General features: G+C 35.8%; 23 protein-coding genes and 3 pseudogenes. 24 read left to right on the forward strand and 2 right to left on the reverse strand.

Features of this window, described 5'->3' with window-relative positions:
• The first annotated feature begins 20 nt into the window (after window positions 1-20).
• The 10 genes and pseudogenes from PAN07_RS02280 to PAN07_RS02325 all read left to right on the forward strand — a co-directional run bounded on the left by PAN07_RS02280 (window position 21) and on the right by PAN07_RS02325 (window position 10877).
• The gene (locus PAN07_RS02280) at window positions 21-401 is read left to right on the forward strand and encodes a hypothetical protein (RefSeq protein WP_269796879.1); all 381 of its coding nucleotides are present in this window, start codon (window positions 21-23) and stop codon (window positions 399-401) included.
• Between the two features lie 45 nt (window positions 402-446).
• Entirely contained in the window at window positions 447-1070 is a 624-nt protein-coding gene (locus tag PAN07_RS02285; protein WP_269796880.1) for a GTP pyrophosphokinase family protein, read from the forward strand.
• Window position 1071: 1 nt separating this feature from the next.
• Window positions 1072-1749 (forward strand): response regulator transcription factor, encoded by a 678-nt coding sequence (locus PAN07_RS02290; RefSeq protein WP_255777579.1) that lies wholly within the window; start codon window positions 1072-1074, stop codon window positions 1747-1749.
• A 13-nt stretch (window positions 1750-1762) separates the two neighbouring features.
• On the forward strand, window positions 1763-2986 hold the full coding sequence (locus PAN07_RS02295; protein ID WP_269796881.1) for a HAMP domain-containing sensor histidine kinase: 1224 nt from the start codon (window positions 1763-1765) through the stop codon (window positions 2984-2986).
• A 399-nt stretch (window positions 2987-3385) separates the two neighbouring features.
• Window positions 3386-3850 (forward strand): annotated as a pseudogene (locus PAN07_RS02300) (HAMP domain-containing sensor histidine kinase); the annotation flags it as partial.
• Window positions 3851-3965: 115 nt separating this feature from the next.
• Entirely contained in the window at window positions 3966-5087 is a 1122-nt protein-coding gene (locus PAN07_RS02305) for an AI-2E family transporter (protein WP_269796882.1), read from the forward strand.
• Window positions 5074-6369, forward strand: coding sequence for a hypothetical protein (locus tag PAN07_RS02310; protein WP_269796883.1), 1296 nt, complete (start codon window positions 5074-5076; stop codon window positions 6367-6369). The genes PAN07_RS02305 and PAN07_RS02310 overlap by 14 nt, the downstream gene beginning before the upstream one ends.
• 4 nt (window positions 6370-6373) lie before the next feature.
• Window positions 6374-6472 (forward strand): annotated as a pseudogene (locus tag PAN07_RS02315) (tRNA-specific adenosine deaminase); the annotation flags it as partial.
• A gap of 800 nt (window positions 6473-7272) precedes the next feature.
• Window positions 7273-8793, forward strand: a complete 1521-nt coding sequence (locus tag PAN07_RS02320; protein WP_269796884.1) for a DUF262 domain-containing protein — start codon at window positions 7273-7275, stop codon at window positions 8791-8793.
• Window positions 8794-8795: 2 nt separating this feature from the next.
• Window positions 8796-10877: a DUF262 domain-containing protein gene (locus PAN07_RS02325; protein ID WP_269796885.1), complete on the forward strand. Its 2082-nt coding sequence runs from the start codon at window positions 8796-8798 to the stop codon at window positions 10875-10877.
• 28 nt (window positions 10878-10905) lie between these two features.
• On the opposite strand, the pseudogene PAN07_RS02330 reads toward PAN07_RS02325, so the two are convergent.
• A pseudogene (locus PAN07_RS02330) lies at window positions 10906-11200 on the reverse strand (DUF5960 family protein).
• Window positions 11201-11565: 365 nt separating this feature from the next.
• Between PAN07_RS02330 and PAN07_RS02335 the strand changes: the two are divergent.
• From PAN07_RS02335 to PAN07_RS02390, 12 genes are all read left to right on the forward strand, one after another.
• On the forward strand, window positions 11566-12309 hold the full coding sequence (locus tag PAN07_RS02335; RefSeq protein ID WP_269796886.1) for a CPBP family intramembrane glutamic endopeptidase: 744 nt from the start codon (window positions 11566-11568) through the stop codon (window positions 12307-12309).
• Window positions 12310-12406: 97 nt separating this feature from the next.
• Window positions 12407-12898, forward strand: coding sequence for a phosphoribosylanthranilate isomerase (locus tag PAN07_RS02340; RefSeq protein WP_269796887.1), 492 nt, complete (start codon window positions 12407-12409; stop codon window positions 12896-12898).
• 233 nt (window positions 12899-13131) lie between these two features.
• Window positions 13132-13656: an RDD family protein gene (locus PAN07_RS02345; RefSeq protein ID WP_269796888.1), complete on the forward strand. Its 525-nt coding sequence runs from the start codon at window positions 13132-13134 to the stop codon at window positions 13654-13656.
• On the forward strand, window positions 13653-14438 hold the full coding sequence (locus PAN07_RS02350; protein WP_269796889.1) for a hypothetical protein: 786 nt from the start codon (window positions 13653-13655) through the stop codon (window positions 14436-14438). Before PAN07_RS02345 ends, PAN07_RS02350 begins: the two co-directional genes overlap by 4 nt.
• 11 nt (window positions 14439-14449) lie before the next feature.
• On the forward strand, window positions 14450-15025 hold the full coding sequence (locus PAN07_RS02355; protein WP_269796890.1) for a hypothetical protein: 576 nt from the start codon (window positions 14450-14452) through the stop codon (window positions 15023-15025).
• Between the two features lies 1 nt (window position 15026).
• Complete coding sequence (locus PAN07_RS02360) at window positions 15027-15326, forward strand: hypothetical protein (protein ID WP_269796891.1); 300 nt, start codon at window positions 15027-15029, stop codon at window positions 15324-15326.
• 78 nt (window positions 15327-15404) lie between these two features.
• Window positions 15405-16154, forward strand: a complete 750-nt coding sequence (locus PAN07_RS02365) for a hypothetical protein (RefSeq protein ID WP_269796892.1) — start codon at window positions 15405-15407, stop codon at window positions 16152-16154.
• A gap of 247 nt (window positions 16155-16401) precedes the next feature.
• Window positions 16402-17283 (forward strand): diacylglycerol kinase family protein, encoded by an 882-nt coding sequence (locus tag PAN07_RS02370; RefSeq protein WP_269796893.1) that lies wholly within the window; start codon window positions 16402-16404, stop codon window positions 17281-17283.
• A gap of 45 nt (window positions 17284-17328) precedes the next feature.
• A complete protein-coding gene (locus tag PAN07_RS02375; RefSeq protein ID WP_269796894.1) occupies window positions 17329-18207 on the forward strand; it encodes a DUF4300 family protein in 879 nt (292 codons plus the stop codon).
• A 14-nt stretch (window positions 18208-18221) separates the two neighbouring features.
• Window positions 18222-18404: a hypothetical protein gene (locus tag PAN07_RS02380; RefSeq protein ID WP_269796895.1), complete on the forward strand. Its 183-nt coding sequence runs from the start codon at window positions 18222-18224 to the stop codon at window positions 18402-18404.
• Between the two features lie 4 nt (window positions 18405-18408).
• Window positions 18409-18720, forward strand: a complete 312-nt coding sequence (locus PAN07_RS02385) for a hypothetical protein (protein WP_084857426.1) — start codon at window positions 18409-18411, stop codon at window positions 18718-18720.
• A 33-nt stretch (window positions 18721-18753) separates the two neighbouring features.
• Window positions 18754-19560, forward strand: coding sequence for a hypothetical protein (locus PAN07_RS02390; RefSeq protein WP_269796896.1), 807 nt, complete (start codon window positions 18754-18756; stop codon window positions 19558-19560).
• 30 nt (window positions 19561-19590) lie between these two features.
• Here PAN07_RS02390 and PAN07_RS02395 read toward each other — a convergent pair whose 3' ends face one another.
• Complete coding sequence (locus PAN07_RS02395) at window positions 19591-20610, reverse strand: hypothetical protein (RefSeq protein WP_269796897.1); 1020 nt, start codon at window positions 20608-20610, stop codon at window positions 19591-19593.
• A gap of 172 nt (window positions 20611-20782) precedes the next feature.
• On the opposite strand from PAN07_RS02395, the gene PAN07_RS02400 reads away from it, so the two are divergent.
• Both PAN07_RS02400 and PAN07_RS02405 read left to right on the forward strand, forming a co-directional pair.
• The gene (locus PAN07_RS02400) at window positions 20783-21238 is read left to right on the forward strand and encodes a YfbM family protein (protein WP_269796930.1); all 456 of its coding nucleotides are present in this window, start codon (window positions 20783-20785) and stop codon (window positions 21236-21238) included.
• Between the two features lie 31 nt (window positions 21239-21269).
• Window positions 21270-22121 (forward strand): CbrC family protein, encoded by an 852-nt coding sequence (locus PAN07_RS02405; protein WP_269796898.1) that lies wholly within the window; start codon window positions 21270-21272, stop codon window positions 22119-22121.
• The last annotated feature ends 67 nt before the right edge of the window (window positions 22122-22188 follow it).

Genomic DNA, 22188 nt, shown 5'->3' on the forward strand with positions numbered 1-22188 from the left:
AATTCTCTGGAGGACTCATAATGTTGAATTTAGTAAAAGGTCACCAAGTTAGCTTGGTAGAGAACCTGTTTGAATCATTTACAAAGTTACCTGAACATCATTTGACGGCGAATGTACACGCAGAAAAAATATTAGAGGTTTTTCAACACTTTATTGCGATTCATGATGAGCCATTGTTTTTTATTTTAGAATTACCTGTCAGTATTGATAGAGAAAAAGTGATAGCAAAGAATATTATCAAGGAATCCCATAAGGATGTTTATTATATTGATGGTTGTTCAAGAGAGGAATGCATAGCACTGTTGATTAGATACGGTGATTTGCTTGTTAATGATGGACTAAGTAAGTTTGGATTTGGTGGGCATAAAAGTTATAGTCACAATCTCATTCCTTATTTTTAAGACCATCTATGTTATAATGAAGTGAAGCTATTAGAGGAGGTTTATATGTCAACTCAAAGTATTTATGGGGAGTATGCTCAATATCTCCCCAAAATTTTACAAGAAATAACAGACCCCATTATTGCGGCTAATATTGCTAGCAAAAAAGAAACAGGTTTTAAACTCTATGAACATTTCATTTCACGGATTAAGGAAAGCGACTCCATGCGTGTAAAGTGTCGTAGAAAGAATTTGCCTGAGACGAGCCAGTCTGCCCTTAGGGAAATTCGTGACAGCATTGGAATCCGTATTATTTGTGGTTTTGTCAATGATATTTACAAGATCATCGAAGTAATCAAGGCTATTCCTGGTGTCATGGTCTACAATGAGAAGGATTATATTTCAACTGCCAAGCCTAACGGCTATCGCTCTTATCACCTCATTTTGCAAATGGAGACAAATTTTCCAGATGTCCTAGGCAATGATAAAGGGACCTATTTTGTTGAGGTTCAGCTTCGGACCATCGCTCAGGACTCGTGGGCCAGTTTGGAGCATCAGATGAAGTATAAACATGACATCAAGAATTCAGAAATGATTACCCGTGAGCTTAAGCGCTGTGCAGATGAATTAGCTTCATGTGACCTGACCATGCAGACCATCCGTAACTTAATTCAAGAAGGAAGTGACTAGAATGGCTCTGAAAATTTTATTGGCTGAGGACGAGGAAGCCTTATCTCGAGTTTACAAGGCGGCACTTGAGCATCAAGGTTTTGAAGTTGATCAGGCTTTTAATGGTCAAAAGGCAGTCGACCTAGCTGCACAGAATGCCTATCAAGTAATCATTATGGATATTATGATGCCTATCAAAACAGGTATTGAGGCCCTGAAAGAGATTCGCTCCTCTGGGAATACTACTCATGTCATTATGTTGACGGCCATGGCTGAAGTTGATGATCGTGTGACAGGACTTGATGCTGGGGCAGATGATTACCTGACCAAGCCGATTTCCCTAAAGGAACTTTTGGCTCGTCTGCGGTCGCTAGAGCGTCGTGTTAGTGAAACCTTTACTGCCAAAATTTTGACCCTTGGTTCTGTTCGCTTGGACCAAGAGGAGCAGGAGTTGGTAGCTGGCAACGCCATAAGACTTTCAAGTAGAGAGACCAAGTTAATGGCCCACTTCATGCTCAACCCTGCTAAGCAATTAACCACTGATCACCTTTTTAAAACTATCTGGGATGATGAGGAAGATGTGGACGAGTCAATTGTCTGGGTTTATATTTCCTATCTGCGCCAGAAATTGCAAGCTATTCAAGCTGATATCAGTATTCTTGGTGAAAAGGGTGGTGACTTCTGCCTTCTGCAAATTTAGAAAGGAGTAGTCCATGTTTAGACGTTTACGACTTCAGTTTATAACAATTGCTTCTTTGTCTATCCTCTTTATCTTGATCTTTACGGTAGGAATCATCAATGCTGTGAGTTCCTTTCAGACGGAGCAGGAAATTAGCAAGGTCCTCAACACACTCACGGAAAATAATGGAATCTTTGGAAAAACCACAGAAATTGAGACCAATCAAGGACTTGAGATTCCTTCGGACAGTTTTCAATTTTTCAGCGTGACCTTGTCGGGTGATAAGGTTGTTAGCCAGGATACCAGTCATACGTCTCTAATAAACGACGAGGAAGCGGCTAGATATGCCCTGAAAGTTAGTCGCTTGACCAATAATCTTGGAACGATTAGAGAAAAAAATATCAATCTTAGCTATCAAGTTAGCAAGGTCAGTAAAGATAAGATTTTGGTAGTCTTTCTGGACACGACCTATTATTATAATTCTTCCCAATCCTTGTTCAATCTTTCTATTCTTTTATCACTGTTTGCCTTTATCTTTTTTGTCATCATTGTCAGTGCCTTATCAGGAATTGTCATTCGCCCCTTCATTCGAAATTATGAACAGCAACGGCGTTTTATCACTAATGCTGGTCATGAATTGAAAACACCTTTAGCCATTATTTCTGCTAATACGGAGCTACAGGAACTCATGACTGGAGAAAACGAATGGACCAAGTCTACTAACGACCAGGTGGCACGATTGACCACTCTAATCAATTCGCTTGTGGCTTTATCTCGGCTTGAGGAGCAGCCGGACATTGTTCTTCAAGATGTGGATTTTTCCTATATTACAGAGGATGCAGCCGAGGACTTTAAGGGACCTGTCGTCCGAGATGGCAAATCCTTCGTTATGGATATTACCCCAGATATCCATGTGAAAGCCGAGGAAAAGTCTCTCTTTGAACTTGTAACTCTCCTTGTGGATAATGCTAACAAGTATTGTGACTCTGAAGGAACGGTTACGGTAAGGCTCCGTCAAGTCGGAAGAACACGTAAACGGGCTCGCTTAGAAGTGTCAAATACCTATAAAGATGGTAAGACAGTCGATTATAGTAAGTTTTTTGAGCGCTTTTATCGTATCGAAGAATCTCATAATAACAAGGAAATTAAAGGTTTTGGCATAGGCCTATCCATGGCTCAAAGCATGGTCAAATTATTTAAAGGGCGTCTCTTTGCCTCCTACAAAGATGACACCATCACTTTTACAGTCATTTTGTAAGGATATTTTAAAATTGGAACTAGTAATGGTACCGAAGGGGGCATTATTGATTGTGAATGGCCTTATATCCTGGTTTGGTTTTGTGTTTATGAGAATGTCACAAATTCCAGAGTACTACAAGATTTTATCCTTAATTAAAATTGAGGAGTTGTAAACATGTAAAAAAGTAACGAGGAGCCCCGTGTTAAAATCCAATAAGCTGATTATTTTTTTAATTTCCCTACCTTTTCTGATGCTTATTGTTTTCTATTCGCTTAATGGGCATCCTGGATATAGTGATGATAGTAATTTCATCAGAAATCATGTTGCTGCTATTAATAGTGAGATAATCGCATACTTAGCCAGGAAAAGCAATGCATAAAGTCCGTGACCTTATTGCCAAACACTGCTAGAAGAGAATATGAAAAGCAACGGCGTTTTATCACCAATGCCGGTCATGAATTGAAAACCCCGTTAGCTATTATTTCTGCTAATACGGAGCTACAGGAACTCATGACTGGAGAAAACGAATGGACCAAGTCTACTAACGACCAGGTGACACGTTTGACCAATCTAATTAATTCTCTTGTGGCTTTATCTCGTCTGGAGGAGCAGCCGGACATTGTTCTTCAAGATGTGGATTTTTCCTATATTACAGAGGATGCAGCCGAGGACTTTAAGGGACCTGTCGTCCGAGATGGCAAATCCTTCGTTATGGATATTACCCCAGATATCCATGTGAAAGCCGAGGAAAAGTCTCTCTTTGAACTTGTAACTCTCCTTGTGGATAATGCTAACAAGTATTGTGACTCTGAAGGAACGGTTACGGTAAGGCTTCGTCAAGTCGGAAGAACACGTAAACGGGCTCGCTTATTAGAAGTGGCAGGAGTTGCACGCGATATTGCCGATCCGTGGTATACAGGAGACTTTGATGCGACGTACCGCGATGTGACATTGGGATGCAATGCGCTCTTAGAACAATTAAAAAAGGAGTTATAGTATGGATAAGATTAGAAAAGATTGGGCAGTGATGATTGCTCTGGCGGCTGTTTCGTTACTTGTCGTCTTGAATTTTAGCGCCATCCTCACATGGATTTCCGAATTTATTGGGATGATGTTCCCGCTTATTTTAGGGATGATTTTGGCATTTATTTTAAACGTGCCAATGAAGCGAATTGAACAAGTGTTGGAGAAGATAAACTTCCCGCAAAAGCTGCGTAGAAGTGTCGCAATCCTGAGCATTATTGTGATTCTGCTTCTGATTATTTCGCTGTTGATTTGGATTATTGCGCCGATGATTGCTAAAACCGTGTCACAACTGGGCGATAGTGTAAATCACTTACTATTCGTGGTTGCGGATTTTGTACAACATTCAAAATTAATGCAATCCAGTGAAGTGAGTCAGATTACCGACTCACTAAGTCAAAGCAATATCGTATCGTCTGTCATTACATTCCTTGGCGGATTTACAACGAATATTTCAGGGCTCTTCTCAAATGTGTTCTCTGAAATTATGGGGATTTTCTTCATGATTAATATTCTCGCAAGTAAGGAAATGCTCGCACGTTTAACGCTTCGCATTCTTAATGTGGTCTTGCCAAAAGATAAAATCGAGCACATTACTTATGTTGGGGAAGTCATCGTGGATACGTATGACCGTTTCTTGATGAGTCAAATCATCGAGGCGGGAATTCTTGGGGTTATGATTTTTGCTGGATACTCTCTTGTAGGGTTGCCATATGCAGGACTTGTTGGGGTGCTGTCCGGAGTACTCTCATTCATTCCGTATATCGGGCCGTTTATGGCGTGCGGAATTGGAATGCTTTTCACCTTTACAGAAAGCCCAATCCAAGCACTCATTTCACTTGTCGTCTTTATGATCGTTCAAATAGTGGAAGGAAATGTCGTCTATCCGAAGGTTGTCGGCAGTTCCGTTGGTTTGCCAACGATTCTAACCCTTGCTGCTGCGTTAATCGGTGGAAATCTCTTTGGTTTAGTAGGAATGATTTTCTTCATACCAATTTTTGCCGTGATTTACCGTTTCGTGAAAGAATGGGTGGAGAAACATGAACAAGCTGCTTCAGTGGTAGCTGTAGGAGGTATAATTGATGAAGAAAATTAGTGAACTAGGGATTACAGGGGAAAAGCTCCTAATTGAAGGGATTGCATTCCTTATTGCTGGGGTGTTGCTCCTAATCTACGGACCAAGCTTCCCAGAATTGATGTTACGTCTGTTTTTAACATTCTTATGGGCTCGTGAACTATGGAATTTCTTGTTCCGTTGGTTTAGTAAGGCGGCGGCAAAAGATCCATTATGGCTGAATGTTGCTAAATTTTTCCTTTACGGATTTTTAGCAGGAAATCAATTTTTTATCTCGCTTCCGATTGCGATTGTCAGTATCTTGATGGGGCTTAACGAAGTGATGAAAGCGGCCACTAGTGGCGTAACGTACTATATTTATGTCAAAGACGGTATCCGTCCGCGACTGCGCTTGCTCATTGATACCATTTGGCTCTCAGTTGTCGGGGTAGCGACTTTACTGGCTCTTGGGGGCGACGGCAACTTACAAATGTTCTTCCTTGCGCTTTATTTCATAGGGCTTGGGACTAGTAACATTCGTGACGGTTGGTTCTTCGAGGCCGAAGTTGGAAAGAAAGTCCTTCGTAGACGCTTGCGTCGAGGGATGCCGTTGGTACTGGCTGCGATTATTCCTCGTGTGACTTTGCAAAAAATCAATGATGCGTTGGAACTTGGAGAAGGCGAAACCGCTTCTGAAATTTACGACCGTGCCAAAGAAAATGCAGAACCAAACTTAGAAATGTTTATTCACGTCACAAAAGACGGATTTGGGGCAATCGGGCATGTCGACCTATGTTATAAGGGACGCATTATTTCATTCGGGAACTACGATACGAATTCGGAGCGCCTGTTTGGAACGATGGGGGACGGGGTACTTTTCAGTGCCGACCGTGAAAAATACATTGAATTTTGTAAACGCGAAAACCATAAGACCTTACTTGGCTATGGCCTAGCGTTATCTCCAGAACAACTCGCGGCCATCGATAAGGAAATCGCCAAATTGATGTCGTTGACAGTACCGTGGGATCCACCGCAAATGGTGAAACCGAAGCGCCCTGGAATCGACAAAGAAGAACCGATGTATGCCTATAAGCTCAAACAAGAAGCGGACGCAAAATTGTACAAGTTCGTCTCTTCAAAATTCAAAACGTATTTTGTCATGAGTACCAACTGCGTATTGCTAGCAGACACAATTGTCGGAACAGCAGGAACCGATATTTTAAGCGCCCGAGGGTTTATTTCCCCAGGGACGTACCAAGATTACTTAGATAAGGAGTTTGAGAGACCGCATAGTCTAGTCGTGACGAAGCGCGTCTATAAGTAAGAACATGGAACTTCAGGAAAAAGAATTCTTTATCCGAGAAGCACTGAAGGAAGCCCAGAAAGCCTATGACCAAGCAGAAGTGCCAATCGGGGCTATCGTGGTCTTGATAAGATAAGAAAAAGAAATGCTCAAATCAGATTTGATAAACATTATAACTAAGATAGACAAAGATGATATAAATTAACGTTTTGTTTGACAGGCAAGTTCTTTTTTTATTAAAATAATTGTAAGTAAAAAAAGAGTGGGTATTTTCTGGTAAATTTCAAAAATAAAACCTTGATTTGGCGCCATTTCTTTTCTGTTCTTCTCGCAGGTGCGAGAGTAACCCCCTTTTGTTGAGAATTTATACCTTTTTAAATGAAAATAATACAAGTAGGACACTTCTAAAAGTGATCTACTTTTTTTAAATAGTTTCATTCTAAAGTTTAATTTTAAACAACGACTCACTCACTTTCATTCTATAATATAGAAGTTTGCTAGCACCACACGTCGAGTGTGTTTCTCTGCTTGTGAAAGCTTAGAACCTTTTGATAAATCGAATAGAAAAATTCTTTGAATCAATGCTTTTTGTGATGTATGGTGAAGTATCAAACTGAGACCAGCAGTTGAGTGTCTTGGTTTGATAGGTGGAGTAGTTGGTTTTTTATTTCCATTAACATTTAGGGTATATATTTATTTCCAATGGGCATGGCTTTATAGTAATAAATGTATACCTTTTTTAATTGGTTAAATGCGTGAAGTTATATTTTTAAGATTGATGCCGCTAATTTATACTGTAATCAAATAGGAGTGTAAGAGCATTTGTGGTATAATAATTGTTGCTATTAATAATTGTTGCTATTAATAATACCATTCGCGCTGAGAGTGTTTGGTTTTTTAACATAAGAAAGTTGAGTACTATATATGGGAATTGCTGAGAAACGAATTGAAGAGTTGAAAGGTATGAAATTTAATGTTCCATCGTATCAAAGAGGATATCGTTGGACTAAGCACGAGGTGACCACTCTATTAGAGGACTTGTACAATCATGATTCTAAATTAAAGTATTGTCTGCAACCTTTAATTGTAAAAAAAGTTTCTGAAAACACCTATGATGTTGTTGATGGACAACAGAGGTTGACAACTATTTTTATTTTCCTGAAATTTATGTCCGCAGAATTTGGGGGTAGCCGTAGAAGAAGTAATCAATATGAGTTTTTTGAATTAGCATACGAAACGAGAGAAAAAAGTAGCAGTTATTTAAAAGAATTAAGTTTTGATACATACAAACTTATTGCAGAATACGATATTGATGCTAGTCATATTAGCAATGCTTTTTCTGCAATTGATGATTGGCTTGATAAAGATGATATTAATTCGGATAATGCTTTACATGATATATACAAGGTACTGATAGAATCGGTATTCTTCATTTGGTACGAAATTGATGAAACTGAGGATCCAATTAATATTTTTACGAAAGTAAACTTGGGAAAAATTCCATTGACAAATGCAGAACTTATTAAAGCTCTTATATTAGATAAAAATAATTATGTGGATGGATATGAGAGTGAAAGAATACATCGTTCGATAGCCTGGAATCGGATTGAACACCGACTCCAGCAAGATACATTTTGGAACTTTTTAACTAATAATGCAATATACGATACTAGGATTGATTTTTTATTTAACCTACAAGCTAACAATGACCCAGTCAATAGTAGTATAGATAAATATAGCACTTTTTACACTATTTATGAGGATTATAAGATTGCGAAAAATAAAGTAGAGTTTATAAATCAGTTCTGGAATTCTATCCAATTGTTATTTGAGGAATTGAACAATTGGTATATGGATCCAGATAGATATCACCTTATCGGCTATTTACTTTCTTTAAATAGCTTGAATATTAATAAAGTGTTTGCTGCTACGAGAGAAAATAAAAAGTCGGAGGCTTTTACTAAGTTAAAAGAGCTTGCCTTTGAAACAATCCCTGAGATTGAAGATATTGAGAATCTTTCATATGGAAGCAAATCTGTACGGAGTCTATTGTTGCTTTTTAACTTAGTGACGTTGATTAATAAAGGAGAAAAACAGTACCGTTTTCCATTTGATTTATATAAAAAAGAAAAATGGGATATTGAGCATATTCATGCAACTGCCGATGAAAGTGCGGAGCCTGATGACAGTATTGGAAATTTGACATTATTGGATCAGAATACCAATAGAAGTTATCAGGCTGCCCCCTTTTATGAAAAAAGGAAAACTATTATCGAAGTTGATGCTGAAGGTAAATTTGTACCTGTTTGTACTCGGAATGTTTTTTTGAAGGTATATAGTTGTAATCCTGAAAACTTTAACTCTTGGACTGAGGATGACAAATCTGATTATATTAGTTCTATGAAGAAAGAATTAGCTAAGTTTTTTAATTTGGAAGAGGAGTAGGTATGAGTGAGCAAACTAAGTTCAACTTGAAAACACTTTTGGAAAGCTATAATGTTGTTATTCCTTTAATTCAGAGAGATTACGCCCAAGGTAGACTAGACGTTAGAACTACTGATGTTAGGAAGAAGCTACTACAAGACATAAATACAGCCTTAACAAGTGAGGATAATCTGCCTTTAGACTTAAATTTTATCTATGGAAAGTCATCAAACGGTCAATTTATTCCGCTAGATGGTCAGCAAAGATTGACAACTTTGTTTTTAGTTTACTTGTACGCATTTAGAAATAGTGAGAGCTGCGATTTTCTACGTAATTTTTCCTACGAAACAAGAGATTCTTCCAAACAGTTTTTCACTAGTTTGTTTGAATTCAGAAAAGATATTTTCGAAACTACTGTACTTCCATCTGAATTTATTAAAGATGCATCATGGTTTGCAGACTCTTGGCTGTTAGACCCTACTGTTCAAGGAGCACTTGTTACATTAGATGAGATAACTGAACAATTTCATGATGATTTTGATTATGAGGAAATTTTAAGTAAAATTGATGGACATAAAGTTGTATTCAATTTCTTAGATATTGATGAACTTGGCTCTGAAGATGAACTTTATATCAAATTAAATTCCAGAGGAAGGCCTCTGACAGATTTTGAAAACTTCAAAGCAAGATTCATTTCTAGATTACATATAATTAACGGAGAATTAGCTAGTAGTTTTACTAAAAATTTGGATACTAAGTGGACGGATACTGTATGGAAAATCGATAAGGATAAATTTGATATAAATTTTTTAAATTTATTTGAAATCGCGCTTATCAATAATTTAGATTCGTTAGATTATTCTGAGCGTGAAAATTGGACTTCTAAAGTTAATTTTGAATCTATAAATTTAGAACATGTAGATTTAATAGTGGGTGTGCTTGAATTTCTATCTGAAAATAAGTATCCAGATGTCTCTAGTACTTTAGTTAAGGCAATTGAGAATAAAAGTCTGAAATCTAGAGTTTATTTCCATGTTATTTCAAAGTTTATACTTCATAATGGATTACATTTAGATAATAGCTTTGAAAAATGGTACCGTATCTTCAGGAACCTAATAGATAATTCTGATATTGATTATCAAGCTCCATATGAAAGGGCTATTAATGGGATAAACGAGCAAATCCCTTATATGTCAGATCTTTTAGGTCATTTATCTGAAGGTAATAGAATTTCAGGTTTTAATTATGAACAAGTTTCTGAAGAGATAGAAAAAGCTAAACTAATTATTACTGATAAATCTTTGAAGGCTCTTATTTTTCGAGCTGAAGAGCATCCTTATTTTAGCGGTCAAATACGAAGCTGTTTCTTCTTCGAATCTGACGACTCTTTAATATATAAACGTGAAACGATATCACATTATTGGAATAAGATATCAAATATGTTTGATAACAATAAAGCTATTGAAGGACGCTTACTGAGAGTTGCTTTATTATCCCTTGGAGATTACACACTTAATGTTGATAGTTATAAGACACTTTGCCAAGATGATCCAAACGAGAGTTCTAGCACACCGAGTCTGAAAAAATTATTTTCATCACGGAATATATTTGTTAAAAGAATTCTTGATGAAATTAATCTGGATAAAGGCTTGAAGAATGAGTATATACGAATTGTTTTTGAAAATTCAGGGAAAATTGATAGTCATGATTGGCGATATGCCTTTATAGAAAACTACGAATTAATGTTTAATAAGATGGCAGCTAACCATTACAGGCTTAAAAGTGCATTTTCCGCTAACGATATGATTATGATAACTAATAAGAACTCCAGAGCTAAAAATACGGATATTCATTTATTGGCTTTAATGGAGGAATTAAAAAAGTATGGAATATATTCTACCTATGAGAGTGAGCTTGGATTGTGGACTCCCTATCGTTATATATATATCCATTCTTTGGAGACTCAAATCTATTTTAAAGATAATTTTTTCCTTATTGAGAATGAGGATCATACCCAGCATAAACTTATTGATCCAAGTGAAAGAACTCCATCTGATTATAAGTCTGTAGCTAAATATTTATCAGATTTTAATTCAAAAAAATAATAGATTAAAAAGAAGAAGGGTCTTCTTTTTAATCTATAGCATGAACAGTCTTTAAGTAAATATATTTCCTAGTGAGATTATTTTTTTCGACAGTTTCAACATTGAATAGAAAATAATGATCTCGATAATCTTTGGAATTATCTTTGTTAAGCTTAAAATGGTTTTTTTGGGGATTTAGCCATAGTTAACAAGATATCATCTGTCAAAAATGTCAATGGTATATCAAGTGCTGAAAAGCGATAGAAGTCTAACTCAAACTGACGATAGCTATCACTGAAGTAATCCATTTGTAGTTGGTTCCTATGGAACTCAAGCAGATTCATTTTTGCACTTTCTCAATCAATTCAATATTGTGAATATCCTTGAAAAGGGCACATCAATGTAACCTCAGACTGAAGAAAAAAGTTCATTTTGGACAATTTTCTTCAGTCTTTTTCTTTAATTAGAGAAACTAAAAAACTGTTAAGAATAGCGCTATACCAACATTCCTAAGAGTTTTTACAATATAGTATCCAACCTACAATATGGCAATTTTTCTATTGCTGGTAGGGTTTGACTACGTTCTGAAAGCCTTGATTGTAAGGCTTTTTTTGTGTTTTTGTGATAGAATATATGTAGTTATAATCGAGAGCAACTAAGAAGCAGTAACAAATATTACATATAAAATAATCAAAATAAGGAAGATAAAATGACAGAAATTGACAAAAAGAATTTAAAAAATTATCTTTATTTTACATTTGGAATTACTTATATAGCTTGGGGGATTCTTGCCATCTTTACTCAATCTCATATTTTGGGATTAGAAACACTTATAGGGAGAATGTTACATATAGTAGGTGCACTTGGTCCAGCTATTGCAAGTGGCTTTTATTTGAAAAGGAATAATATAAAATTTCAACATTTTCTATTTAGTAAGAAAGAAAATAGTAGTATTTATTTCATTATTCATTTGTTAGCTATTTTGATACTATTTTCTATATCTTCCTTTGAATTAAATAGAGTATCAATTTATCTGATGCCATTATTCTTTATACAACTAATTTTTTTTGGTGGTGGACATGAAGAATTAGGATGGAGAGGAATATTACAACCATTACTTGATAAAAAATATACTTATTGGCAATCTAATTTGATTGTAGGATCAATTTGGGGAATATGGCATCTGCCTTTATGGTTTATAGTTGGAGAAAGTCATCAAGGATTTCCTTTCATTTTATTTTTTATATATACATTATTTTTAAGTTTTGTTATAGGGCTTCTTTACCGTCAAACCCAATCAGTGGGTTACTGTATATTCTTTCATGCGTTCGCAAATTTGTTAAATCTCTATTTTGTGTTAAAAATTAATGTTATTTTTATTATCATTTTTATTGGTTATTTAATTTATACGATATTGGTCAGTAATAGAATTAGTAAGGAAAAGAATTTGTAACTCAAATCCCTGGATATACTCTAGAAATTGAAGATGATTTTGTTCAAGGGAATAAAGTAGAAATAACGAACATTTAGATGAAAGGTATAGAGTAAACATGAGTCTCTTATTTGAAGAATTTAAAACCATTTGTTTCCATTTAAATCGAGTCGGAATTACACCGACACTGATGGGTTCTTTGGGATTGGAGTTTAGAACGAAAGAAAATTGGGTGCCGTCTGACATTGACATTCATGTACCTGGTGACCCTAGAGGTTGGGAAGCACCTGACCATCTCAGAATTTATGACTGGGACAAGATAATGAAAGTGATGAAAGACTTAGGCTACGTCTTAATAGATATTCATGAGCATGAATTCCAAAAGGATAGAGAGAGTGTTGAATTTGGAAGTATCGATTCCTTACTTGATTTTGCAGGAGTTTCGGAATCGGATATAGAGCTTATTCACATTGAAGGCATCACTTTTCGTCTTCCAAGTCTGGAGCAGTATCTAAGTATTTACAAAGCTTCTTCTCAAGACTCCTATCGAAATGAACAAAATAACAATAAGGATTTTAAAAAGATCGAGTGGTTGGAAAGACATTTGTAAATTATCATATGAAAAGTAGTAAGTTGTAAGACTGGCTGCTATGTTATTTTTATTGCTTATTTAATCTATACAATATTAGCAAGTAATAGAATTAGTAAGTAAAAGGATTTTAAATTTTAGTACTGGACATATATTTTTGAAAGTAATGATTGGCTATTTAGAGGATTTGATAGAGAGTTTTCTATTTGATGAGGCATCACTGCTTTTACGAGCTTAGACAGGAGGATAAAATAATGGAGATTTTGGAAATTAATCCTATTTCGGTTAAAAAAAGAATGACTGAACTACTATTTGATTATCTTTTAATCATAACTTACTTGGGTATTCTGTTTATTTGCTCTATAACTTATTACTACTTTGTTTTTAATGGTGTGCCAATGCAAACAGAATTTCAGGCGCAGACTCTTACATTTTTTATCAGTATCCTACCAATCATGCTTTATTTCACATTTTCGGATTATGCAAAAAATGGAAGTTTTGGGAAATCAAAAGCAGGGCTTCGTTTGGTCTATCAGAAAAAAACAATTCAGGCTAGCTTTATTAGAAATCTCATCAAATTTTTACCTTGGCAATTAGGGCATATGGGAACTATTCATGGAGTCTATAGCGATTTTGATTTAATATCCATTATTCTTTCGTCTTTAGCAACCCTACTTGCACTTTTGTTACTGGCAATGGCATTTTTTAGAAAAGATAAAAGGCATCTAGGAGATTTACTAGCTCATACACAGGTTCAGTTAGAGGGTGATAACAAGTGATTAAACTTAGCCGTTTTAAAAAAGTGAATGAAAATTGTTTAATTGACAATCATAACCAATCCTATAAGAGTTTTGAAAATATAGAAACCAAAAAAGGCACTTTAATCGGCAGCCATCAATCTCAGACCAATAACTTAACTTGGTTTGCTTATCGAAAAAGTAGACATGAAATTCGGATTGAAGTGAGAGACGAAAAGAATCTTCAAAGTTCCTATTTAGATTTTGAAGATAATTTTCTTGATTCTGAGGTAACTTTTAACAACTTTTCTGATAATATAATCATCGTTTCATTGACAGCGGGCCAGAATGGATCGCAGGACTTTTGCCTTGAATTTTCTAATCATGAGCTAAGTATGAGACATAAATTTCCACGAAATTTAGCGTATGTTTTTACGATTGACGATGATAGTTCGTTGTTGGTAAATTTTTACACAACTGAATTTTATAAAATATCGAATCATGGTTTTCAAATAAAGTCTAGCCAACAATTTCCTGTTTTTGAAAATGACGGGTTATCAAACGTATGGAAGATAAACAATTCTTATGGTGTATTCTCTACAACAGAAGAAAGATGGTTTGTGTTTCGTTTAAAGACATTAGAGCTTGTTGATGAAATGGTACTAGATATATGCCAAGGAGACTACTCTGGGATAGACACGCTGTTTCATACAGGTAATCAATTGATTTTTAGATGCTATCATTACAATGAAGGAACAAAAGAAGTCGAATACGTGAGTGTAGAAAAGTGTGATTTGGAGAGCATAATTAAAAAAACAAGCTAGGAGGGTTCTCGATGGTTATATTGGAAATGTATCAAAATGATTATTCTAAAGATTTAGTCGCGTTTGATTCTTTAAAAGAGGGAAGAGCCTTTGTAGCTCAAATCCCAGGGTATACTTTAGAAAACGAAGATGGGTTTGAAGTGGAGTTTGTGAACCCAAAACACTTGCCGGATTATATGGAAATTGTATTCAATGGAAATATTGTCCCTTTATCTATGTTTTCGTTTAATTCTGAGGAAAATGTGGACATTATTTGGAAAGAGATTTCGAATCTATCTGTTAAAAATGATAAAGTAATCGAAGGTTATTCAAAAATCGACGCGTATGTCGTTAACAACGATGAAGTGAAAGCCTATGTCGAAGCCAGAGAAGCAAATTTCTGCAAGACAAAAGAATTCTTAGAAAGCAAAGGGTATGAAGTCGATAGAAGCTTTTTCGGAAGTGAAGACGGCGAAGCGATTCTCTACAGAGAAAAAGGCGCTGAAGATTGGCATTTCTTATGTCACCTAGATCCATCGTTTATAGAGATTGAAGATGTAGAGGGATATGCGAAAGAAGCGCTTGAAGAGTCCTTGCAAGGAGAATGAGATGGTTGAATGTAAAGTAACTATCGTAGAAGCATTCGACCTTAATCAGTTCCCAGATTGGTGCAAGGCGATTCTGACAGATGCGAACGGAGTGGAGCATGCTTTCGTTGACAAGCTTCCAGTGTTTGGATTTGAAGAAGTGGAAGTTAGGAGTCTTCCTGTTGAAAAAGTTATTGCTTTTGGAGTAGTCCGTGATTTAGGAATCATCGTTGAAATTGATACGTCAGTGCCACACGGCTTTGAAACAGAAGATGGAAAGAGTAGATTTCTTGTAAGAAAAAAGATACCATCAAAATTCTAACAAATAGCTCTTTAACTATAAATGTTATAGGTTGAAACATAATTTTAATTACGTGAAGAAAAAACAGGATAAAGCAAAATGGATTATAAAGCATTACGAAAAAAATATGTCCTTTATAGATATGTTGCCATTGTTTTGGCTATTATTTGTATTCTCTTTGTAGCTTGGATGGTGAGAGATACCACTTTTCAAATATTGCTTATTTTATTTGTGAACGTTCTCCTGTTTCTTATTATGCTATTTATTAAAAAAAGGTATATAGGAGCTGGAACTAAACTTTTACATACGGACCTGGATTTACCATCTTGGAGACAGTATATTGAACATCATAAAAAATCTAATAGACCAATCATGCAGATGGATGCTTCCTTAACGTCTGTATCATACTCATACATGACTGGGGATTTTGATGCTGCAATTAAAGAAGCGACGGAAGCATTGGCTATTATGAATCTGAAACCAAAATATAGAGATTTCTTAGTAAGCTACCTCATTAGATCTACGATTCTTGCTCGACCTGATTTGAATAGAGAAGAGCTTGATGATATGCTAAACAATCTGAACATCACTGACCCTATGCTGGCTGACAAGACTAAAATTACGTGTTATGCTCTTCACGATTTAACGATTGCTCATAAAAGTAATGATTATTTTGAAGACTTGGAGAATGAGTTTAAGTATCAAAAACTTGAAATTAGTTACTATCAGGCTTTAAATGCTAAAATAAAAGGACATGTAAATAGATCTCATGAATTATTTAGGAAGCTAGTTCAAGAGAATCAAGAGTTGTATATTGTTAAAAAGGCTAAAGAGTTTTTACATAGTTAAGATTATAGACTTTTCATAAAGATATAAACCAATTGAACAGAAATGTCAGTTGGTTTTTTAATGCTACATCTTGTAAACTTGCTAAATAAACTTGAATCAAGTAAAATGAATTTAGATAGTTCTATATGTATAGTTTTTACTCAATATAAATCTATCAGTCTAATACAGCATCAAAAAAGTGAATGAAAAATAAAAAAGTTTCTTACTTGCTTTGCATTGTTTTTAAAATGTTTAAGGAGAACGATAGATGAATAAAATTATGGTAATCATTAATCCAACTTCTGGTGGTGAAAAAGCCCTGGATTATAAGGTGAAGCTAGAAAATAAAGCTAGAGACCACTTCGAACATGTGGAAACTAAAATTACAGAAAAAGCACAAGATGCAACAAACTTTGCAGAAGAAGCTGCTCGAGAGCGGTATGATGCAGTCCTTGTTTTTGGTGGGGATGGTACTGTTAATGAAGTAATATCTGGTATCGCGGAAAAAGAATATACTCCTAAACTAGGAATTATCCCAGGAGGAACTGGAAATCTCATTACGAAACTATTAGAAATCAATCAAGATATTGACGGTGCGATCGACGAGCTTGATTTTAGTTCTACCAACAAGATTGATATCGGAAAATCAAATGGAAACTATTTTGGTTATATCTTTAGTATTGGTTCATTACCAGAAGCCATTCATAATGTTGGTATAGAAGATAAAACAAAGTTTGGTATGCTAGCCTATGCGATTAATACTATGAAGTCTGTGGTTACAGATCAAGCATTTAACATTACAGTTGAGACTGAAAATGGAAATTACATTGGACCAGCCAGTCATGTTTTAGTTCTCCTCACCAATTTTTTCGCTGACAAAAAGATCTTTGATGAAGACAAGGATGGTTATGCTAATATTTTGATTTTAAAAGATGCATCTATTCTTACCAAATTATCAGTTATCCCTGATTTATTAAAAGGGGATGTTGTCGTAAATGAGAATATCGAGTATATGAAAGCTCGTCACATCAAAATTTCTTCAGATAGTGAATTGGAAACGGATGTTGATGGTGACAAATCCGATAACTTACCAGTAGAAATCAAGGTATTAGGGCAGCATATCGAGGTCTATTCTCAACCGAAAGAATAATGATTTTCACTCTTAACAACAATTTTATTTAAGAAAGGAACGCCTATGAAATATAAAAGATTAGCGACTATTGGTCTTTGCTCAACGCTTATTTTTACCTTAGTGGCTTGTAGTCAAGCACAAAAGAAAAGCGAAGCTACTACGGAAAACTCAGTCAGTCAATCACAATCAAAACAGGTTTCCTGGAAAGCTACTTATAGCAATATGAACAGTAAGCCCAGTGAAGAAGAAGTCAGAAAAGCCTTGGCTGCGCATTTGAATAAAGAAAGTGTGGATGCATTTTTTAACCTTGTTAATGATTACAACAATACTGTCGGTTCAGTTGGATTAGCTGGAGATTTTTCTGCATTTACAAAGACTGAATATGACGTAGAAAAGATAAGCAGTCTTTGGACACCTAAAAAAGGTGATTTCGTCGGCACTAACTGTCGTATCAACAGCTATTGTTTATTAAAAAATTCCATCGAAATTCCTAAGTTAGAGAAAGATGATTCCCTATTGTTTGTCGATAATGATGCTATTGATAAAGGAAAGGTCTTTGCTGCAGAAGACAAGGATGCTTTTGATATTTTATTCTCAAGAGTTAAGACTGAAGCGACGACAGATGTTAAGGTTCATGCAGCAAAGATGGAACAATTCCTTTCTCAATTCAAGTTTAACGAAAATGCAAGAATGCTTTCCGTAGTCGTTCATGATGACTTGGATGGTCAAACCCTATTTATTGGCCATGTCGGGATACTTGTGCCAAGTGAGGACGGCTATCTCTTTGTCGAAAAGTTAACCTTTGAGGAGCCTTATCAAGCCATCAAATTTGCGACCAAGGAAGATTGTTACAAATATCTAGATACAAAATACGAAAACTATACAGGTGAAGGTCTAGCTAAGCCATTTATTATGGATAATGATAAGTGGGTTCAATTTTAAAGGATGGCATTGAAATGGAAGTAGTACTAGCATTCATAATAATTGTTTTAATCGGAGTATGGGCTGTTTGGGTTATCAAAGGAAACCAGCAGAGACCAAGAAAAAATGAGAGGTTTATTGGTTATATCAATCGATACGATGAAGATGGAGAACCTTACCAAGCTGAAGTTTGGGAAGTGACAGAAGATGAGAAGTAGACATATGGAATTACAAGATTTTACAGAAAAAGAACAAGAAATGATTAAAAAGGGATTAACTTTTTCTAAACTTAGCGATAAGGAAACAGCCGATAAGATAATCGCTCTAATTCCTCAAGAGATGATTAAGCGTATCCCGTTTTTTGTTAGAAGACATGCTATTACACGTACTGTCAAGAGAATTACACTTGAGTATCCAGAATTATACGCCGTTGCTGAACAAGAAGGCCAACTTCCTGAAAAGGAAGCTCAAGACTTACGACAAATTCTTACAGATATTTTCAAAGAAAAAATGAATAAGCATAAGATTAAATAAGCTTTGAGATTTAATAAGATATAGGAGTTGAGTATGGCTATTGATGGCGTTAAAATCATTGACAGTGATCAAGGTTATGACATTTACAATGAAGTAGTCAGTCGCTATAGAGACGGTGAACAGGTGACGAACATTATAAAGGATATCCTCGATGAGGAGAAAGATTACTGCCAAACAGACTTTTTTACAGAAATTTATTGGACAGCTCTTGCCTACTCACTGTGGAAGATTGATCACCTGACAGATGATATCAGAGATAAAACCTTGGACTTTATCCAAAAAGGTCCAGATCCATTTTGGTCGGAAATAGACTCAAAGGCTTTGAAGCAAAGGCAAAAGGTCTTGGAAAAACTTGCAGTTCAGTTGCAAACTGAAAATCCTAGACCTCTAAAGGTCACTAAAGCCAAAACTAAACGCAAACCTTATTTTGAAGAAGGAGATATCCTTGCTGTTAAGTTCGAAGATGAGTATGGTCTTGTCTTTGTATCTATGGTTGAGCAGAGTCCTAGAAAGCTTGAGTACCATCTAGCTTGCACTCGCCTCTTACAAACAAAAAAGCCCACCATCGATGATTTTTTGACCAGTCAAATCTCCTGTAAGATGGACAATACGAAATTTGCTCTGGATACAGATTGCTGGTTCAATCACAAAGATTTAGGGCAATTATTAGAAAATATTGAAAAAATTGGACAGGTGAAACTCAGACCTTTTAGTCTTTGGATGCTGGCACCTGCCCATAATTTAGAAGATATTTATGAAGAAATCACTAGAGATAAAGGTTCCTCTGGCCTTAGATTCATCGAAAGCTATAAACTTGTCGATGATATTTTTCCAGTTTAATACTTATGTGATAAAGGGGGAAATGGTCAATCATTCCCACATACTGTGTTGGGCTCTGACACCATAGCTATCTAGGGAGCCATCTTTATTAAACTTAGCTTCAATCCGGTATCTTTTCCAGAGGTCGTAATCTGCTGTTTGGATGGTTAGGATAAAGTTGGCATCGGTATCAGAGACATTATAATCGGCAGGATTGACTTCAAAGATATCGATTAATTTTCGTGTTTGAAAATCCTGGAGCTTGAGATTTGCTAGCTTGACATGATTGATGGAAATTTCTTCTAGTTGATTCTTATCCTTAGGTGTCCTGTAATAGGTGATGACACAATTTTTGAGCTGATCAGTATCTTTACCTGTGGGAGTGAGGCTCATAAAGCCAAAGGACTGATTATCCCGCTTGACTTCGAGAAGTTGACCATAGTAGAAGTGGTCGTTTTTGGGATTGGTTATCAAGCTCTCTGCGCCTTTATCTCCAAAGGTAAAGCCTTGGTCTAAAAGCTCGGAAGCCTTAGTCTCTCCGACAATGACAGTAGTATCTTGAATGGTTACTGGAACAGGTTGAGCCGGAAGGCCACTCATCATCATGCAAAACATAAAAACATAACTCGTTAAAAAAGCTGTCCCGACAAAAGCGTTGGTTGATGCATAGACATGACTGTTATGAAAGTTTTTGCTTATAGCCAGTACAACAAATTTACCAGTACTTTTTAAAACCATACTAACAAGTACGATAAAAAATTGTTTTTTCAAACATTCATAAATGGCTTGAGGAAATCTATTGCCATGATAGTAGAAGCCAGCCAATACCAGTAGATTTACGATTAGATAGATTAGCAAGAACCAATGAATCTCTTTAAGGGCATTAGCATCAGTGATTTCTTCATAGTCAACGTGAATCCTTCCTTGAACAGCATGGCCAAGTTTATAAATCCATTTGGGAATGTCTTTGCCTTTTTTAACCGCAACTATGAGTCTGATATAGAGATAGATAGTAAAGGATAAGGATAGAAAGAAAAGAGCATAAAAACCTAAAACAATAGTAGTGAACATGACTACTTCCCCTTTTTTCACCAATGAATACAGAACTATTTATTAGCTCCATTATAGCACTTTCTTGGGAAATAGAGCTAGAAATATCCGTATGATACTAACTGATTCAAAGGAGTAAAACCATGGGAATGATGCCAATTATCAATATTTACCCGACAATGAATTAGAACAAATAAAAGGTTTTTCGAACGTCGAAGAAGACTTGCTGGACTCGGCGGAGGATTATACAGAGGAATATGAAATTTTTCTAGATATCGACAAAATGTGGGATGCCTTGGTCTTTTTCTTGACAGGATTTAGTAGTTCAGAATTTTTTGATGAAAATCCCTTGAGAGAAGCGGTTTTAGGAATGACTCCTTTAGAAGAAGTATCTGTGTACATAGCCTATACTGAAAAAAACAAGATAGCCGAGATCGTAGAAGATCTAGAAAGTTTTGACATGGACAGGGCTATGCCTGACTTTAGTATGGAAGCCTGTAAGAAAGCGGATTTGTATCCTGATATTTGGGATTATCTTGAGGAAGAGGAAGAAATCAAGGATGATATTTTGACCTGCTTTGTCAAAATGAAAGACTTTTACAAGGAAATCTTAAAGCTAAACGGGAATGTCTTAGTGACTATTTGTTAAGGTTTTTATATTCCATTAGAAAGGTAATCCTATGAATCCATTTTTAGAAAAATACATTACATTAAAAAAACAATACTTAGACCAAGATGGGCATCCTTCAAGTGTTGCAGCTCTTTATGATTTTGCTGATGAATTAGCTGAGTCAGATGATTTAGAAGAGAAGAAAGTCTTAGTTGACCTCTATGAACAATTGGGTCTCTACACTAGTGCCTATAGCTTATTTACCGAAATTTTAGACAAACCTGATCGAAAACAGATAAAGAAACTGAGCTGTTTACAAGAAATGAGTCAGAGTCATGGCGATCGTTTTGCCCTTCATCGTCCCCTAACAAAAGAAGAGAAGAAGCAAAGACAGGACTTGTTAAAAGACTTACCCCATTTTTTCTATCATCCAGATCCCTTAGCTACAGGTTCATTTGTTGAAGGAGAAGCTAAGGTTTGTCCATCTTGTGGGAAAGAAAGCAATGTTTATTATGCACTTATACCTTATAGTATCGAGGATATAGAATACCTTTGCCCATTTTGTATCGCAAACGGTCAAGCGGCCAAAAAATTTGATGCGGAATTTATCCAAGATGCCGAGTGGCAGGGTGAATTGGATCCAGAAAAGAATCATCTACTTTTTTGTCAGACCCCAGGTTACTCTAGTTGGCAAGGAGAATATTGGCTTTCTTGTTGCCAAGATTATTGTGCTTACTTGGGTACAGTTGGAACTCGAGAATTGAAGGACATGGGAATCGCTGAGCAAGTCTTGGCAGACTATGAAGCGCGTGAAGAATATCAAGATATTGAAAAATACTTGGTTAAGGATGGATCTCTTTGCGGCTATCTTTTCAGATGCCTCCACTGTCAAAAATACCAGATTTGGGTTGATGCGGATTAATTTTTAACGATACAAGCAAATTAACATAAATTTCTTTGGAATTTTAACGACTAATCATTAATTTAAT

The organism is Streptococcus sp. SM5, assembly GCF_027497975.1.

What these genes read in the sequence shown, in the direction of transcription:
- PAN07_RS02285 (WP_269796880.1), top strand. Translation starts at nt 447, where the DNA reads ATGTCAACTCAAAGTATTTATGGGGAGTATGCTCAATATCTCCCCAAA.
- PAN07_RS02290 (WP_255777579.1), top strand. Translation starts at nt 1,072, where the DNA reads ATGGCTCTGAAAATTTTATTGGCTGAGGACGAGGAAGCCTTATCTCGA.
- PAN07_RS02325 (WP_269796885.1), top strand. Translation starts at nt 8,796, where the DNA reads ATGAGTGAGCAAACTAAGTTCAACTTGAAAACACTTTTGGAAAGCTAT.
- PAN07_RS02405 (WP_269796898.1), top strand. Translation starts at nt 21,270, where the DNA reads ATGAATCCATTTTTAGAAAAATACATTACATTAAAAAAACAATACTTA.
- PAN07_RS02345 (WP_269796888.1), top strand. Translation starts at nt 13,132, where the DNA reads ATGGAGATTTTGGAAATTAATCCTATTTCGGTTAAAAAAAGAATGACT.
- PAN07_RS02295 (WP_269796881.1), top strand. Translation starts at nt 1,763, where the DNA reads ATGTTTAGACGTTTACGACTTCAGTTTATAACAATTGCTTCTTTGTCT.
- PAN07_RS02355 (WP_269796890.1), top strand. Translation starts at nt 14,450, where the DNA reads ATGGTTATATTGGAAATGTATCAAAATGATTATTCTAAAGATTTAGTC.
- PAN07_RS02365 (WP_269796892.1), top strand. Translation starts at nt 15,405, where the DNA reads ATGGATTATAAAGCATTACGAAAAAAATATGTCCTTTATAGATATGTT.
- PAN07_RS02335 (WP_269796886.1), top strand. Translation starts at nt 11,566, where the DNA reads ATGACAGAAATTGACAAAAAGAATTTAAAAAATTATCTTTATTTTACA.
- PAN07_RS02340 (WP_269796887.1), top strand. Translation starts at nt 12,407, where the DNA reads ATGAGTCTCTTATTTGAAGAATTTAAAACCATTTGTTTCCATTTAAAT.
- PAN07_RS02310 (WP_269796883.1), top strand. Translation starts at nt 5,074, where the DNA reads ATGAAGAAAATTAGTGAACTAGGGATTACAGGGGAAAAGCTCCTAATT.
- PAN07_RS02360 (WP_269796891.1), top strand. Translation starts at nt 15,027, where the DNA reads ATGGTTGAATGTAAAGTAACTATCGTAGAAGCATTCGACCTTAATCAG.
- PAN07_RS02320 (WP_269796884.1), top strand. Translation starts at nt 7,273, where the DNA reads ATGGGAATTGCTGAGAAACGAATTGAAGAGTTGAAAGGTATGAAATTT.
- PAN07_RS02395 (WP_269796897.1), bottom strand. Translation starts at nt 20,610, where the DNA reads ATGTTCACTACTATTGTTTTAGGTTTTTATGCTCTTTTCTTTCTATCC.
- PAN07_RS02380 (WP_269796895.1), top strand. Translation starts at nt 18,222, where the DNA reads ATGGAAGTAGTACTAGCATTCATAATAATTGTTTTAATCGGAGTATGG.
- PAN07_RS02390 (WP_269796896.1), top strand. Translation starts at nt 18,754, where the DNA reads ATGGCTATTGATGGCGTTAAAATCATTGACAGTGATCAAGGTTATGAC.
- PAN07_RS02370 (WP_269796893.1), top strand. Translation starts at nt 16,402, where the DNA reads ATGAATAAAATTATGGTAATCATTAATCCAACTTCTGGTGGTGAAAAA.
- PAN07_RS02385 (WP_084857426.1), top strand. Translation starts at nt 18,409, where the DNA reads ATGGAATTACAAGATTTTACAGAAAAAGAACAAGAAATGATTAAAAAG.
- PAN07_RS02375 (WP_269796894.1), top strand. Translation starts at nt 17,329, where the DNA reads ATGAAATATAAAAGATTAGCGACTATTGGTCTTTGCTCAACGCTTATT.
- PAN07_RS02280 (WP_269796879.1), top strand. Translation starts at nt 21, where the DNA reads ATGTTGAATTTAGTAAAAGGTCACCAAGTTAGCTTGGTAGAGAACCTG.
- PAN07_RS02305 (WP_269796882.1), top strand. Translation starts at nt 3,966, where the DNA reads ATGGATAAGATTAGAAAAGATTGGGCAGTGATGATTGCTCTGGCGGCT.